At 57.0% G+C, this 14,594-nt stretch carries 16 protein-coding genes and 1 tRNA gene; 14 read left to right on the top strand and 3 right to left on the bottom strand.

Going from position 1 to position 14,594, the window contains the following annotated elements:
* Positions 1-81: 81 nt before the first annotated feature.
* The 12 genes from ruvA (at position 82) to CKW23_RS03210 (ending at position 8,889) form a co-directional block, all read left to right on the top strand.
* Positions 82-690: a Holliday junction branch migration protein RuvA gene (ruvA, locus tag CKW23_RS03265; protein ID WP_025259003.1), complete on the top strand. Its 609-nt coding sequence runs from the start codon at positions 82-84 to the stop codon at positions 688-690.
* Positions 691-1,749, top strand: a complete 1,059-nt coding sequence (ruvB, locus tag CKW23_RS03260) for a Holliday junction branch migration DNA helicase RuvB (RefSeq protein ID WP_025259004.1) — start codon at positions 691-693, stop codon at positions 1,747-1,749. It begins immediately after the preceding gene.
* 136 nt (positions 1,750-1,885) lie between these two features.
* A complete protein-coding gene (ybgC, locus tag CKW23_RS03255) occupies positions 1,886-2,353 on the top strand; it encodes a tol-pal system-associated acyl-CoA thioesterase (protein ID WP_025259005.1) in 468 nt (155 codons plus the stop codon).
* On the top strand, positions 2,343-3,038 hold the full coding sequence (tolQ, locus tag CKW23_RS03250) for a protein TolQ (protein ID WP_025259006.1): 696 nt from the start codon (positions 2,343-2,345) through the stop codon (positions 3,036-3,038). Before ybgC ends, tolQ begins: the two co-directional genes overlap by 11 nt.
* Before the next feature lie 14 nt (positions 3,039-3,052).
* Positions 3,053-3,517 (top strand): protein TolR, encoded by a 465-nt coding sequence (gene tolR, locus CKW23_RS03245; protein WP_002554654.1) that lies wholly within the window; start codon positions 3,053-3,055, stop codon positions 3,515-3,517.
* Positions 3,517-4,569 (top strand): cell envelope integrity protein TolA, encoded by a 1,053-nt coding sequence (gene tolA / locus CKW23_RS03240; protein WP_025259007.1) that lies wholly within the window; start codon positions 3,517-3,519, stop codon positions 4,567-4,569. The genes tolR and tolA overlap by 1 nt, the downstream gene beginning before the upstream one ends.
* Positions 4,566-5,867, top strand: coding sequence for a Tol-Pal system beta propeller repeat protein TolB (tolB, locus tag CKW23_RS03235; RefSeq protein ID WP_025259008.1), 1,302 nt, complete (start codon positions 4,566-4,568; stop codon positions 5,865-5,867). Before tolA ends, tolB begins: the two co-directional genes overlap by 4 nt.
* A gap of 52 nt (positions 5,868-5,919) precedes the next feature.
* Entirely contained in the window at positions 5,920-6,417 is a 498-nt protein-coding gene (gene pal / locus CKW23_RS03230) for a peptidoglycan-associated lipoprotein Pal (protein WP_025259009.1), read from the top strand.
* A 6-nt stretch (positions 6,418-6,423) separates the two neighbouring features.
* Positions 6,424-7,239 (top strand): tol-pal system protein YbgF, encoded by an 816-nt coding sequence (gene ybgF, locus CKW23_RS03225; RefSeq protein WP_038399765.1) that lies wholly within the window; start codon positions 6,424-6,426, stop codon positions 7,237-7,239.
* A gap of 171 nt (positions 7,240-7,410) precedes the next feature.
* Positions 7,411-8,058 (top strand): 7-carboxy-7-deazaguanine synthase QueE, encoded by a 648-nt coding sequence (gene queE / locus CKW23_RS03220; protein ID WP_025259011.1) that lies wholly within the window; start codon positions 7,411-7,413, stop codon positions 8,056-8,058.
* 17 nt (positions 8,059-8,075) lie between these two features.
* The gene (queC, locus tag CKW23_RS03215) at positions 8,076-8,750 is read left to right on the top strand and encodes a 7-cyano-7-deazaguanine synthase QueC (RefSeq protein WP_038399766.1); all 675 of its coding nucleotides are present in this window, start codon (positions 8,076-8,078) and stop codon (positions 8,748-8,750) included.
* Positions 8,751-8,813: 63 nt separating this feature from the next.
* Positions 8,814-8,889, top strand: a tRNA-Lys gene (locus CKW23_RS03210).
* Positions 8,890-9,102: 213 nt separating this feature from the next.
* Here the strand turns inward: CKW23_RS03210 and CKW23_RS03205 are convergent.
* Complete coding sequence (locus tag CKW23_RS03205) at positions 9,103-9,618, bottom strand: DUF4142 domain-containing protein (RefSeq protein ID WP_025259013.1); 516 nt, start codon at positions 9,616-9,618, stop codon at positions 9,103-9,105.
* Between the two features lie 231 nt (positions 9,619-9,849).
* Between CKW23_RS03205 and CKW23_RS03200 the strand changes: the two genes are divergently transcribed.
* Entirely contained in the window at positions 9,850-10,638 is a 789-nt protein-coding gene (locus CKW23_RS03200; RefSeq protein ID WP_025259014.1) for an OBAP family protein, read from the top strand.
* Positions 10,639-10,913: 275 nt separating this feature from the next.
* Entirely contained in the window at positions 10,914-12,182 is a 1,269-nt protein-coding gene (locus CKW23_RS03195) for an OmpP1/FadL family transporter (RefSeq protein ID WP_095067204.1), read from the top strand.
* A 58-nt stretch (positions 12,183-12,240) separates the two neighbouring features.
* On the opposite strand, the gene CKW23_RS03190 is transcribed toward CKW23_RS03195, so the two are convergent.
* Both CKW23_RS03190 and CKW23_RS03185 read right to left on the bottom strand, forming a co-directional pair.
* Positions 12,241-13,836, bottom strand: a complete 1,596-nt coding sequence (locus CKW23_RS03190; RefSeq protein ID WP_162883725.1) for a hybrid sensor histidine kinase/response regulator — start codon at positions 13,834-13,836, stop codon at positions 12,241-12,243.
* A 64-nt stretch (positions 13,837-13,900) separates the two neighbouring features.
* Positions 13,901-14,524, bottom strand: coding sequence for a response regulator transcription factor (locus tag CKW23_RS03185; RefSeq protein ID WP_025259016.1), 624 nt, complete (start codon positions 14,522-14,524; stop codon positions 13,901-13,903).
* Positions 14,525-14,594 lie beyond the last annotated feature (70 nt).

The following is a 14,594-nucleotide window of genomic DNA, read 5'->3' as shown; positions in this document are numbered from 1 at the left end:
GTCTGGCTACTCCTGTGATGATGGTGTTCATATTTTTGCACTGGCGACGCCAGCGATGGGCAACACGAAAGGATCTGATACGTGATTGGACGTTTACGTGGCTTTCTCGCCGAGAAGCAGCCACCGCATCTGGTACTGGACGTCAATGGCGTCGGCTATGAGCTGGAAGTACCCATGACAACGCTTTATCGTTTGCCGCATGTGGGTGAGCCGGTGACTTTGCATACCCATCTGGTGGTTCGCGAAGATGCGCATCTGCTCTATGGTTTTTACGAGAAGCGCGAGCGTGAGCTGTTTCGTGAGCTGATTCGCCTCAATGGCGTCGGCCCGAAACTGGCGCTGGCGTTGATGTCGGGTCTTGAGGTCGATGAACTGGTACGTTGCGTCCAGGCGCAGGATACTTCGGCCCTGACCCGGATTCCGGGGGTCGGCAAGAAGACCGCCGAGCGTCTGCTGGTCGAACTCAAGGATCGCTTCAAGGCCTGGGACGCGCTGCCGGGCACGTTTGCTCTGGTTTCCGATGGCCCGAATCAGGCCGAACCTGTGGTATCTGCCGAGTCCGATGCGGTCAGTGCGCTGATTTCTCTGGGCTACAAACCTCAAGAGGCGAGCAAGGCCGTCTCTGCGATCAAGGAAAAAGGCTTGAGCAGTGCAGATCTGATCCGACGTGCTTTGAAGGGGATGGCGTAAGTGATTGAAGCGGATCGCCTGATTACCGCCAGCAGTGGCCGTGATCGTGAGGAACAACTGGACCGTGCCATTCGTCCTCTGAGCCTGGCTGACTACATCGGTCAGCCGACCGTGCGCGAGCAGATGGAGTTGTTCATCCAGGCTGCGCGTGGGCGCAACGAATCCCTGGACCACACCTTGATCTTCGGCCCGCCGGGGCTGGGCAAGACCACACTGGCCAATATCATTGCCCAGGAAATGTCGGTGTCGATCAAGAGCACGTCCGGCCCTGTGCTGGAGCGTCCGGGTGACCTGGCGGCGATTCTGACCAATCTCGAACCTCACGACGTGCTGTTCATCGATGAAATCCATCGCCTGTCGCCTATCGTCGAAGAAGTGCTGTATCCGGCCATGGAAGACTTCCAACTGGACATCATGATTGGCGAAGGTCCTGCCGCACGCTCCATCAAGCTCGATCTGCCTCCTTTCACCCTGGTGGGGGCGACGACTCGCGCAGGCATGCTGACCAACCCGCTACGTGACCGTTTCGGGATCGTTCAGCGTCTGGAGTTCTATAACATCGCCGACCTGTCGACCATCGTGTCACGCTCCGCCGGTATTCTGGGGCTGGCCATCGAGCCGGAAGGGGCTTTTGAAATTGCTCGTCGCGCTCGTGGCACTCCCCGTATCGCCAACCGCTTGTTGCGACGCGTGAGGGATTTCGCCCAGGTTCGCAGTAATGGCCACATCACCCGGCAAACGGCCGACAAGGCACTGAACCTGCTGGATGTCGACGAGCACGGTTTCGATCATCAGGACCGGCGTCTGCTGCTGACCATGATCGAGAAGTTCGACGGCGGTCCTGTTGGCGTAGACAGCCTGGCGGCTGCCATCAGCGAGGAACGGCACACCATCGAAGACGTGCTGGAGCCCTATTTGATCCAGCAAGGCTATATCATGCGCACACCGCGTGGACGGGTCGTTACCCGGCATGCCTACCTGCATTTCGGGTTGAACATTCCTTCGCGAATGGGCGAAATGCCAGCACCGGAGGACTTTGCTGATGGCTCGACGTATTAATAGTGGCCATCAGCGACTTATTTGCACTTTTGGTGGTCAGACTGCCAGCGTGATGGCAGAAGCCATCAATAAGTGGCCAAACCATGAAAAACAGTTGCCTGACCCGATTGGCAACCCGAGGAGTAAGCACTAGAGTATGCGCGCGCAAAACGGGGCTCCGTCGTTCGCACATCGCTGTCGCGTTTATTACGAGGACACCGATGCAGGCGGCATCGTCTACTACGTCAACTATTTGAAATTCATGGAGCGGGCTCGTACCGAGCAACTGCGAGAGCTGGGTTTTGCCCAGTCCGAGCTTGCGAAGGAGGACCTGCTGTTCGTCGTGCATTCCAGTGAGGCTCGTTATCACAAGCCTGCGCGTCTGGACGATGAGCTGCTGGTAAGCGCTGAAGTAATCGAATTGAACCGTGTCAGCCTGCGCTTCAAGCAGCAGGTCAGGCTGGCTGCGGATGCAACGCTGCTCTGTGAGGGGCAGTTTTTGGTGGCGTGTGTACGCGCCGATAGTTTGAAACCCCGGGCCATTCCCGAAGCTTTGCGAGCGGCCTTTGCCGACCAGAGCGGCGCGGGCATACATTCAGAGCAGGAGATAAAGCGTGGAAGCTAACGTAGTCGACCATTCCTCCATGTGGAGTTTGGTCAGCAATGCCAGCATTGTTGTTCAGTTGGTGATGCTGATGCTTGTGGCTGCTTCAGTCACTTCGTGGATCGTGATTTTTCAGCGCGGCAACATGCTGCGTGCCGGTCGACGCGCACTGGACAGCTTCGAGGAGCGTTTCTGGTCGGGCATCGATCTGTCCAAGCTGTATCGCCAGGCGGGCAGCAACCCTGATCCGGATTCCGGCGTAGAGCAGATCTTCCGTGCCGGCTTCAAGGAATTCTCCCGTCTGCGTCAGCAGGCTGGCGTCGATCCAGATGCCGTGATGGAAGGCGTGGCTCGTGCCATGCGCGTTGCGATCTCCCGTGAAGAAGAAAAGCTGGAAGCCGGCCTGCCGTTCCTGGCTACCGTAGGTTCCACCAGCCCTTATATCGGTCTGTTCGGTACGGTCTGGGGCATCATGAACTCTTTCCGCGGTCTGGCGACTGCGCAGCAGGCAACCCTGGCTACTGTGGCTCCCGGCATTGCCGAGGCATTGATCGCAACGGCCATCGGCCTGTTCGCGGCAATCCCTGCTGTTATCGCTTACAACCGTTTTGCCGCTCGCAGCGAGACTCTGATCAGTCGTTACTACACGTTCGCCGACGAATTCCAGGCGATCCTGCACCGTAAAGTGCATACCAGCGAAGAGTGAGCAGGTAATTCCCCATGGCTTTAATCGCTCGAGATCGTCGCAGAAAACGCAAGCCGGTCGCCGAAATGAACGTAGTGCCATACATCGACGTGATGCTGGTGCTGCTCGTCATCTTCATGGTGACCGCTCCCATGATCAATCAGGGCGTGAAAGTCGACTTGCCCAAGGTCTCCAGCGAGGCTTTGCCGCAAGACAACAACAATCAGGTCCTGACCATTTCGATCAAGGCTGACAAGACCTACTACTGGAACCTTGGCAGCGAAGTCGATACCGACAAACAGATGGACAAGGCAATGACCCTGCCGCAATTGACCGCTGCCGTGACCAAGATAGTCGCTGCCGGTCGTGATGCCGGCAAGCAGACGCAGGTGTTCATTCGTGGTGACAAGACCGTTGATTACGGTTCTGTCATGGGCACGATGGGCGGGCTGCAGAAAGCTGGTGTAGGGAATGTTGGCTTGATTACTGAGGCCCCCTGATGCAGCCGATTCGAGAGCCGTCTGCCTCGGAAAGCTACTTCTGGCCCTCTGTCTGGGCCGTTGGCCTGCATATCCTGATTTTTGGCATGCTTTTCGTGAGCTTTGCCATGACTCCCGAGTTGCCGGAGGCCAAACCTGTGGTTCAGGCTACTCTGTATCAACTCAAGTCCAAGAGTCAGGCGACGACCCAGACCAACCAGAAGATTGCCGGCGAGGCAAAGAAAGCCGCTGCACGACAGACTGAAGTCGAGCAGCTGGAGCAGAAGAAGATCGAGCAGCAGAAACAGGAAGCTGTAAAGGCTGCGGAACAAAAGAAAGAAGAGGCTGCTCAAAAAGCCGAAGAACAGAAGGCTGCTGACGAGGCCAAGAAAGCCGAACAGAAAGCCGAGGAAGCCAAAAAGGCCGATGACGCCAAGAAAGCTGCCGATGCGAAAAAGGCCGAAGAGAAACAATTGGCTGATGTAGCCAAGAAGAAAGCCGAAGAAGAAGCGAAGAAAAAAGCCGAGGAAGACGCCAAGAAGGCCGCCGCCGAGGAAGCCAAGAAACAGGCTGCCGATGAAGCGAAGAAAAAAGCGGCTGAAGACGCGAAGAAAAAGGCTGCCGAGGACGCCAAGAAGAAAGCTGCTGCCGACTCAGCCAAAAAGGCTCAGGAAGCTGCGCGCAAGGCTGCCGAGGACAAGAAGGCACAGGCTCTGGCTGACCTGCTTTCCGACAAGCCTCAGCGTCAACAGGCTCTGGCCGATGAAGTGGGCGATGAGGTAGCGGGTAACTTCGATGACCTGATTCGTCTGCGTGCATCCGAAGGCTGGGCTCGCCCACCATCGGCGCGCAAAGGCATGGCAGTGGTATTGCAGATCGGCATGTTGCCGGACGGCACAGTGACTTCGGTGACTATTGCCAGGTCCAGTGGTGACGGTCCGTTCGACAGTTCGGCAGTGGCAGCGGTCAAGAATATTGGTCGTTTGACAGAAATGCAGGGTTTGAAGCCAGCGGACTTCGCTCCCTATCGTTCATTCAAGATGACATTCACACCTGAGGATCTAGCCTTGTGATTAACCTTCTTCGAGGACTGCTTTTGGTTCTTTGCTGTGCGGCGGGCTTAGCCGTTGCGGAAGAAAAGAACATCATGGTCACCAGCGGAAGTGACCGCGCCACTCCGATTGCCGTGGTGCCTTTTGGCTGGCAGGGCGGCAATGTGCTGCCTGAAGACATGGCCGATATCGTGAGTAACGACCTGCGCAACTCGGGTTACTACTCGCCGATTCCAAAACAGAACATGATCAGCTTGCCGACCCAGGCAAGCGAAATCATCTTCCGTGACTGGAAGGCCCTGAATGCGCAGTACGTCATGGTCGGTAACATCGTCCCGGCGGGCGGTCGTCTGCAGATCCAGTACGCTCTGTTCAACGTTGCCACCGAGCAGCAGGTCCTGACCGGCAGCGTGTCGGGCACCAATGACCAGTTGCGGGACATGGCGCACTACATTGCCGACCAGTCGTTTGAAAAACTGACCGGCATCAAGGGCGCGTTCTCCACCCGCATGCTGTACGTGACTGCCGAACGTTTCTCTGAAAGCAACACCCGTTACACCCTGCAACGTTCGGACTACGACGGTGCGCGTGCTGTAACGCTGCTGCAGTCCCGCGAGCCGATCCTGTCGCCACGCTTTGCGCCGGATGGCAAGCGTATCGCCTACGTATCGTTCGAGCAGAAGCGTCCACGTATTTTCGTGCAGCACATCGATACCGGTCGTCGTGAGCAGATCACCAACTTCGAAGGCCTCAACGGCGCGCCTGCATGGTCGCCCGATGGCGGCAAGCTGGCGTTCGTACTGTCCAAGGATGGCAACCCCGAGGTTTACGTGATCAACCTGGCTTCCCGTCAGCTGACTCGCGTGACCAACGATTCGTCCATCGATACCGAACCGTTTTTCGGCAAGGACGGCTCTACGCTGTACTTCACGTCGGACCGTGGCGGCAAGCCACAGATCTACAAGACCAACATCAATGGCGGTGGTGCCGAGCGTGTAACGTTCGTGGGTAACTACAATGCCAACCCGAAATTGTCAGCCGATGAAAAGACGCTGGTAATGATTCACCGGCAGGACGGCTTCACTAATTTCAAGGTAGCTGTACAGGATTTGGCTCGCGGAAGTGTAAAAATCCTCACAGATAGCAACCTTGATGAGTCGCCTACTGTTGCGCCCAACGGCACCATGGTAATCTACGCCACCCGCCAGCAGGGCCGGGGAGTCTTGATGCTCGTGTCCATTAACGGACGCGTAAGGCTCCCGCTTCCTACCGCTCAAGGCGAAGTCAGAGAACCTTCCTGGTCCCCTTACCTGAACTGACGCGGCGCTACACGATTTGCTTAACACACTGGGGTTCATTAGGAGTTTCAAGATGGAAATGTTGAAGTTTGGTAAGTTTGCTGCGCTGGCTCTGGCCATGGCTGTAGCTGTTGGTTGCTCGTCCAAAGGCGGCGATAACGCTGGCGCTGGCGCTGTTGACCCTAACGCTGGTTACGGTGCCAACACTGGCGCTGTAGATGGCAGCCTGAGCGAAGAAGCTGCTCTGCGTGCAATCACCACCTTCTACTTCGAATACGACAGTTCGGATCTGAAGCCAGAAGCACTGCGTGCTCTGGACGTGCATGCCAAGGACCTGAAAGCAAACGGCGCTCGCGTCGTTCTGGAAGGCAACACCGACGAGCGTGGTACTCGTGAGTACAACATGGCTCTGGGCGAGCGTCGTGCGAAAGCCGTTCAACGCTACCTGGTTCTGCAAGGTGTTTCCCCAGCTCAGCTGGAACTGGTTTCCTACGGCGAAGAGCGTCCAGTTGCTACCGGCAACGACGAGCAGTCCTGGGCTCAAAACCGTCGCGTCGAACTGCGTAAGTAATTTGACATGCGAACGTGCCGACGTGCTCTAACCGTTTTGGCCCTCACCCTCCCGCTTTCAGCGTGGGGTGCGGTTCCTGTGGTCGATGACAATTCTGGCTCTGGCAGCAGCAGTTATCCGCCAGCTGGTTATGGCACGTCCGGCGCCTATGCCGGGGGAGGGGTTTCGGCCCCGACCTCGGCAAATGGTCAGCTGTTCATGCAATTGCAGCAAATGCAGGAAGAAATCGCGCGCTTGCGTGGTCTCGTTGAAGTCCAGCAGAACGATATTCAGCGCATGAAGCAGGAAGCGCTGGAGCGTTATCAGGATCTCGACTCGCGTATCTCCAGTGGCGCAGCCGCTGCAGCTACCAATAATTCCCAACCTTCTGGCGGCAGTATCGACGCCAGCGGGACGCCTTCAGCCCCAGCGGCTCAGGCTCCGGCAGCAGGCACAGAGCCTCCTGACCCGGCGAAGGAAAAGCTCTATTACGAAGCTGCCTTCGATTTGATCAAGGCCAAGGATTTCGATAAAGCCAGTCAGGCTTTTACCGCTTTCCTGCGCAAGTACCCAAACAGCTCGTATGCGGGCAACGCCCAATACTGGCTGGGTGAAGTGAATCTGGCCAAAGGCGATCTTCAAGGCGCTGGTCAGGCATTTGCCAAGGTCAGTCAGTTGTACCCAAAGCACGCCAAGGTACCTGATTCGCTTTACAAGCTGGCCGATGTCGAGCGTCGCCTCGGCCACACCGACAAGGTCAAAGGCATCCTGCAGCAAGTCGTGGCCCAGTATCCGGGCACTTCGGCTGCACAATTGGCACAGCGGGATCTTCAGCGTCTCTGATGCCTGAGCCCGCCATTCAAGAAAGCCGCGCTTGTCGCGGCTTTTTTCGTTAGAATTTCGCACCCGAAATTCCGGTAATCATTACGCTTCACTGGATTCTGCGAGTGCAGGGTGCCTTGAAGTGCCTGACGGAGGCGGACGGCCTGTTTAGCTGTTACGCCCGTGGCCCATATGCAAGACACATTACGTATCACCGAAATCTTTTACTCGTTGCAGGGTGAAACTCGTACGGCTGGGCTACCCACCGTATTCGTGCGCCTCACGGGTTGTCCGCTGCGCTGCCAGTATTGCGACAGTGCCTATGCATTCAGCGGCGGAAAGATCCTGTCGCTGGAAGACATCCTTGAGCAGGTCGCTGCCTATCGTCCGCGTTATGTCTGTGTAACCGGTGGTGAACCGCTTGCCCAGCCCAATGCCATTCCCTTGCTCGAGCGCCTGTGTGATGCCGGTTACGAGGTTTCGCTGGAAACCAGTGGTGCCCTGGATATCTCGGCTGTAGACAGTCGTGTCAGTCGCGTCGTCGACCTGAAGACCCCAGGCTCCAAGGAAGTTGCTCGCAATCGCTACGAAAACATGGAATTGCTGACGCCCAACGATCAGGTCAAGTTTGTGATCTGTTCCAGGGACGACTATGACTGGGCTGTGTCCAAGCTGATTCAGTACGGGCTGGACAAGCGCGCTGGTGAAGTGCTGTTTTCTGCCAGCCACCATGAGCTGAAAGGCCGTGATCTGGCCGACTGGATCGTGGCAGACAACCTGCCGGTCCGCTTGCAGATGCAGTTGCATAAAATTCTTTGGGACGACGAGCCGGGGCGCTGAAAATGAGTGAATTGACCATGACCGAGAAACGAGCCGTAATCCTGCTGTCCGGCGGGCTTGATTCAGCCACTGTCGTTGCCATGGCTCGTGCCGAGGGCTACGCCTGTTACACCATGAGCTTCGACTATGGCCAGCGCCACCGCGCAGAGCTGAACGCTGCTGCACGTGTCGCACGGGACCTGGGCGTCATCGAGCACAAGGTCATCGGCCTTAACCTCAATGGCATCGGTGGATCGGCATTGACCGACAGCTCCATTGCCGTTCCGGAGGCACCGACTGAAGGCATCCCGGTCACCTATGTGCCCGCGCGCAATACCGTCTTCCTGTCCTTGGCCCTCGGCTGGGCAGAAGTGCTGGAAGCACGCGACATCTTTATCGGCGTCAATGCCGTGGACTATTCGGGTTACCCGGATTGCCGCCCCGAGTTCGTCGAGTCGTTCGAGCGCATGGCCAATCTGGCGACCAAAGCCGGTGTGGAAGGGCAGGGCTTCACCATTCGTGCGCCGCTGCAAAACCTCAGCAAGTCCGACATCGTCAAGGCGGGTGTTGCTCTGGGCGTCGATTACGGACTGACCGTTTCCTGCTACCAGGCCGATGACGAAGGTCGTGCCTGTGGCAAATGCGACAGCTGTCGTCTGCGCGCAGAAGGCTTCGCCGCCGCCGGTATTGCAGACCCGACACGTTATTTTTAATCTTTTTACAAAAAGGTGTTGAATTACTGATAAAAATCAGTAATATACGCGCCACACAACAGAGGGTCGTTAGCTCAGTTGGTAGAGCAGTTGGCTTTTAACCAATTGGTCGTAGGTTCGAATCCTACACGACCCACCATTTTTCTGGCCTTGAGCGACATGCTCAAGGCCTGTCAAAAAGATACAGATCACTCGATCTGATACGAAACAAAATCCTTCTAGCACTCTTCAATGAAAGCAAAATCTCTGCTTTAGATGCTATAGGTTTGCCTGCAATACCTCCAACCCCGATCTTTTTGCAGCTTGCAGCTTGCAGCTTCGCCAGACTCACAAGCCTGGCGAAGCGTTAGCTTCAATTGCCGGCGTTGCCGCCATGAGCTTTTGCCAGCTCTTTCGCATGAACGAGATGCTCCTTCAGCTTGGGCAGCGTATCTGCAGCGAAAGCCTTGAGTTCGGCATCCTCACCGTTTGCCGCTTCCTCCTCGAAGAGAGCGATGGCTTCCTCATGGGCCTTTACCTGGTTGTTGGCGTAGGCCTGGTCGAAAGACTTGGCGCTGCGTAGCTCCAGCACCATCGACTTCGCTTTGTCCATCATTTGCGCGTCGCTGGAAACCTCCAGATTCTTGCTTTCGGCCAGAGCCTTGAGCTTATTGTTGGCTGCCGTGTGATCTTTGATCATCTTGTCTGCGAAGCTTTTCACATCGGCAGAGCTGCCTTTTTCCTGCGCAAGCTTGCCGGCTTCCACTTCGGCAATACCTTTGGCAGAAGCATCCTCCACGAAATCGTCGCTATCCTGAGCGGCGAGGGCCGTCTGGCCAGCCAGGGAAATCAACAGTGCGAGTGCGGATGTTTTGATTAGGTGAGCCATTTGATCCTTCCTTTTATCAGTCTTATGGGGCGTGTATTTACGGCTTGTATGAGTTCGGACTGAGGGCTTTCCCGATTCGTTCAGCCTTTTTCCCGAAGTGCATGTGCCTGACCGGCCCGGTTTCATGCCTGCTGTTCCCTGTCTGGCAGAAAGTCGAAACCTGTCGGTGTGCGAGGGTTCTCAACCTTGTTGCCGTCACCGGTACGACCTCGAACGGTCAGGGAGGGGAAGATGAAGGGTTTCAATTGGCGTATAGCGCTGGAGTGTTCAACCGTTTCGCTGTGTCTGGGGATGTTGCTGGCATGTGGCGAGAGCAATACAGAATCTGCAGTGGTGGCGCCGGGGGAAGCCAAGGCGCCGCTGACCCAGGCTCTTGATGTCGGGGCGGATGCGTTGCAGAGCCGTCCGCCCATCAATGAGCTGAATGCCTACCTCAACGGCTTCCATTTTTACAATGGCCGCATGCAAGACCAGATGGAAGCCCATCATTACTGCTCGATCCTCAATGAAGAGGTCATTCAGTGCGCGATTTTCGACGGCAACATGAAAGATGCCAAGTTGATGGGCGTGGAGTACATCATCAGCGAGCAACTGTTCACCACGCTTCCCGAGCAGGAAAAGGCGCTCTGGCATAGCCATGCGCACGAGGTCAAATCAGGACAGTTGTTCGCGCCGGGTATCCCGCAGCCGGCAGAGCATGCTTTGATGGAAAAGCTTGTGGGGACCTACGGCAAGACTTGGCATACCTGGCATACCGATATGGATAAGCAACTGCCGCTGGGCGTTCCTCAATTGATGATGGGCTTTACCGCTGATGGCCAGGCAGATGAGAGGAGGGTGTCAGAGCGTGATGAGCGGTTTGGCATCAGGAGTGCTGAACGAAAGGCTGCCAGGGACGATATCGTCGCGCCCGCGGTGTTGCCGGGCGCTGATGCGTGGCGCGAAGGGCGGGTGATACAGATTCAGGACCCGACGGTTAACCAGTCTCACAAACCAGGCTCGCCTGGGCCGAAAAAGTAAGAGATGTGCCCGACCAGCGCTTCGACGGGCCGAGTAGTGCTGGCCGGTTTCATGAAAATTCAGGTTTTCCTATAGCACATGTGCACTATGGAGTGATCTTTTTGCTGCTGATAGCCTTGCCCGCTTGCGTCGAATTCCTGAATCTCCTCACGAACTCTTCTCTGATTGCCATGAATGGACTCACTCTCGGCAAGACGCCGACCCATGGCGGCAATATGGACATCTGACGATGTTTCGCCGCTGACGAATGACGAGTTCCATAAATCGAAATGACCATGCTCAAGACTTCCCTTGGCCTCACCGTTGCACTTGTATCGACTCAACTGCTTGCGGGAGGCTTTGCCCGAACCGAACAAAGTATCAGTGGCATGGGGATCGGTCAGGCCGGGCGTGCGTCGGCGGCTGAAGAGGCCAGTACGGTCTATGGCAACCCCGCCGGCATGGCTCGTCTTGAAGGCCTGCAAATCACGGCGGGTGCGGTTTTCATCGATGCGTCCACTGACATCAGCCATGTCAGCGGCCGCTCCAGTGGCAGCAATGACGGCGACATGGTGCCGTTCAGCAGCGTTCCGTTCGGTTTCTATACCCGGCAACTCGATGAGCACTGGGCGTTCGGCTTCGGGGTCTACGCGCCGTTTGGACTGTCGACCGATTATGAAAACGGTTTTCAGGGCCGCATGTTTGCCAGCAAGAGTGACCTCAAGGTCGTGACCTTGCAGCCCACTATCAGCTACGCCTTCAATGACAGGTTGTCGATTGGCTTTGGGCCGACCTTGAACCGGATTGCGGGCACCCTGGAGTCTGACATTACCCTCAGCCCGGCGATTCCCGACACCCATGTGAAGGTCAAGGGCGACGATACGGCCCTGGGCTTCAATGTCGGCGTATTGTTCAATGCGACCGATACCACTCGGGTCGGGCTGACCTACCACTCCAAAGTGGACTACAAGCTGGATTGCCACACCCAGGTGGCTACGGGTGCCGGAACCCCGCCGCTGTTACTGGCCAGCAATCGTTATGACTGCACCCTGAAAGTGACCACGCCCGAGTCCTACGATTTTTCGGTCACCCAGGAACTGAGCGATGCCTGGACGCTTTATGCCAGCGCGACCTGGACAGGCTGGAGTCGCCTGCAGGACCTGAGTCTGCGTAATCAGCCGATTTCCGCTGCGCAAGGTGGCTCGCTGGCCTCGGCCTTGACCGGTTCGATCCAGGAAGGCCTGAACTGGCACGACACCTGGGCCTATGCCATCGGCACCGCTTACCAGTTGAGCCCGCAATGGGTGTTGCGCACCGGCTTGATGTTCGATCAGTCGCCGACCAGCAATACCAACCGTTCGCCGCGTACACCGACTGGGGATCGGCGCATATTCAGCCTGGGCGTCGGCTACAACGTGACGCCGCAACTGACGATTGATCTGGCTTACTCTTACCTCAGGGAAGAAAGTGTCGATGTGAGTCGTGCCAATGCGCTGGGCAGTTACAGTGCCACTTATCAAAGCGATGCCAGTCTGTTTGGCGTGGGGGCAACATACCGCTTCTGATCCGGGCATTTATTCAAGCTGTGAACGACAGCGTTCTGCAAAATCCCGGTGCAGCGCTTCATGCCGAGGCGCGCAACAGCCTCATCCTGAAACTCAACAGCAGCGAACGCAGTTCTGCCGGGCGCAGAGGTTTGGAGAGGACCGGGATCTGTGGATCGTTCAGCGATTGTTGAACGTGCTGGATTTCGTGGCCGGTGATCACGATGGCGGGTATCTGTCGACCGTGCAACTGGCTCAGGTAAGCAATGCAGTCTGCGCCGGTGGCGCTGCGATCAAGGTCGAAGTCGGTGACCACAAGGTCGCAATCGACACGGGTCTTGGGGGTGGCCGAGGCAGTCTGCACTTCGCATCCCCATTTGCGCAGCAGCATGGCGGTCGCTTGCAGCACGTTGATGTTGTCCTCGATCAGCAAGACGCGCAAACCGTTCAGCAGGCGCTTGTTCCAGTCGATATCAAGGGTTGGTGCGGCAGGGCTTGCGGCTACTGTTTGCAGGCCGCTGATGACCACTGCCGTGCCGCGCTCGGGGCGCGATCCGATATTGACCTTCAGTTCCAGCAGTCGGGCAATACGGTTGACGATGCTCAGGCCCAGCCCGACGCCTTCAATGTCCTGATCCCGCTCTTCGCGCACCCGGTAAAACTCGTTGCACAGATGAGGCAGGTGTTCCGCCGGGATGCCGCGGCCCAGGTCATAGACACCGATGCTCAGTCTGCCCTTGTGGTGTCGGCAGCCGATCAGCATCGGTTTGCCGGGAGCATATTTGAAGGCATTGGAGATCAGGTTCTGCAACAGGGTGCGCAACAGCGCCGGGTCGCTGTGGACATGCTGCTGACAGGGGCGTACGCGGATTTCCACGCCGGCCCAGTTGGCGGCTTCGCTGTTCTGGCTGACCAGATCGTTCAACAGTGCATCGACATCCACGGTTTCCGGGCGTGGCGTCACTTCGCCCTGATTGAGTGTGTGGCTGTCCAGCAATGAACGGAAAAGCTGCTCGACCGCGCTGAGCGCCCGGTCGATATTGTCCACCAGACGGCGCTCGTCCGTACCCAGTTTCGCGTCTCGCAGGCAGGCGGTGAACAGGCTGATGGAGTGGATGGGCTGACGCAGGTCATGACTGGCTTGAGCCAGAAAGCGCGATTTGGCCTCATTGGCCGCCTGGGTTTCTTCCAGAGCGATATGCAGGCGTGAGAGCAGGAAGTACACGAACAGTGGCAGCACCAGCATGGTCAGGATCATCAGTACCGCGACGGCGGGATGTTCCTGCAGAAAGGGCGTGAGCTGGATGATGATTGCCAGCGAAGCCAGGGCAAAGCCGGTGGCCAGCAACAGGTAGTTGCGCCCGTAACGCATGCCGTAACCGACGGTCATGCTGAGCATCACCGAATACACCGGCAACATCGGTTCGCCGCCCACGGTAATGGTGACAATCCCGGCCATATTGTCGAGAACCAGTGCGAATACCCGGCGTCTTGTGGATGCGCCCGGTCGCTGGGCGATGCGCACGATCAGGCCCGTGCCGACGATACCGAAGCCCAGGCAATAGACCAGAATCACCCACATCCGGGTTTCGGACATATCATCCAGGGCAAACATGATCAGCGCGTAGAGTGCGGAGGTGGCGATGACCGCCATGCGCAGCAGGGCCTGGATCATTTCCAGGTCTTTGCATTTGGAGAGTATCGACATCGCGGTTCCTGGCTGGCAGTGAGGCGAAGAGTTACTTGATGGCGAGGCTGGAGAACTGCGCCGCGGCGGCAGAGCGTGTGGATACGCCAAGCACCTTGAGCAGGCTGGACACATGGATGCGCACCGTGAAAGGCGAGATACCCAGTTCCTTGGCAATTTCCTTGTTGGTCTTTCCGGCGGCGACCAGGCCCAGCACCTGTTTCTGACGGAAAGTGAGCGCACTGATAGCGCTGATCGTCGAATCGCTCAGAATCGAGCCTTCGGACTTGTACTTGACCACAACTTCGCCCTGACGAATGGCGATAATGGACTCGGTTATTTCCAGCGGGTCTATGTTCTTGCCGATAAAACCATCTGCACCATGAGCCATGACTTGGGAAATGGTTTCCATATCATCGATCATTGAAACAACTATGATCGACGTGCGCCGGAATTCGTCCCTTAGTTCGGCAATATTCTGCATCGAATCCAGGCCGGGAAAGCGCAGGTCGAGAATCAGCGTATCGACTTCATCACCCGAGCGTGCAAGGGTCAGGACTTCATTGAGATTACCGGCTTGCTCGATGATCGCTTCAGGCAGCAGCCGCTCGATGGTGCGTAGCATGCCTTCACGAAATAAGGGGTGGTCGTCGGCCACGATGATTCTGCACGACATGCCTCTGCTTCCGAATTTAAGTGCGCTTATCATACTCGATAGAGACAATATGTATCATAAGTGATACGCC

Source organism: Pseudomonas sp. Irchel 3A18 (assembly GCF_900187465.1).
GTDB classification, from domain to species: domain Bacteria; phylum Pseudomonadota; class Gammaproteobacteria; order Pseudomonadales; family Pseudomonadaceae; genus Aquipseudomonas; species Aquipseudomonas cichorii.
The sequence above is the reverse complement of the archived record's forward strand: the minus strand, read 5'-3'. Positions and strand labels throughout refer to the sequence as shown.

Bases quoted from the DNA above. Each gene is read 5' to 3' on its own strand.
- ybgC (WP_025259005.1), top strand. From the start codon at position 1,886: ATGCGCGCGCAAAACGGGGCTCCGTCGTTCGCACATCGCTGTCGCGTT.
- tolR (WP_002554654.1), top strand. From the start codon at position 3,053: ATGGCTTTAATCGCTCGAGATCGTCGCAGAAAACGCAAGCCGGTCGCC.
- tolA (WP_025259007.1), top strand. From the start codon at position 3,517: ATGCAGCCGATTCGAGAGCCGTCTGCCTCGGAAAGCTACTTCTGGCCC.
- pal (WP_025259009.1), top strand. From the start codon at position 5,920: ATGGAAATGTTGAAGTTTGGTAAGTTTGCTGCGCTGGCTCTGGCCATG.
- ybgF (WP_038399765.1), top strand. From the start codon at position 6,424: ATGCGAACGTGCCGACGTGCTCTAACCGTTTTGGCCCTCACCCTCCCG.
- queE (WP_025259011.1), top strand. From the start codon at position 7,411: ATGCAAGACACATTACGTATCACCGAAATCTTTTACTCGTTGCAGGGT.
- queC (WP_038399766.1), top strand. From the start codon at position 8,076: ATGACCGAGAAACGAGCCGTAATCCTGCTGTCCGGCGGGCTTGATTCA.
- CKW23_RS03205 (WP_025259013.1), bottom strand. From the start codon at position 9,618: ATGGCTCACCTAATCAAAACATCCGCACTCGCACTGTTGATTTCCCTG.
- CKW23_RS03200 (WP_025259014.1), top strand. From the start codon at position 9,850: ATGAAGGGTTTCAATTGGCGTATAGCGCTGGAGTGTTCAACCGTTTCG.
- CKW23_RS03195 (WP_095067204.1), top strand. From the start codon at position 10,914: ATGCTCAAGACTTCCCTTGGCCTCACCGTTGCACTTGTATCGACTCAA.
- CKW23_RS03190 (WP_162883725.1), bottom strand. From the start codon at position 13,836: ATGATCCAGGCCCTGCTGCGCATGGCGGTCATCGCCACCTCCGCACTC.
- CKW23_RS03185 (WP_025259016.1), bottom strand. From the start codon at position 14,524: ATGTCGTGCAGAATCATCGTGGCCGACGACCACCCCTTATTTCGTGAA.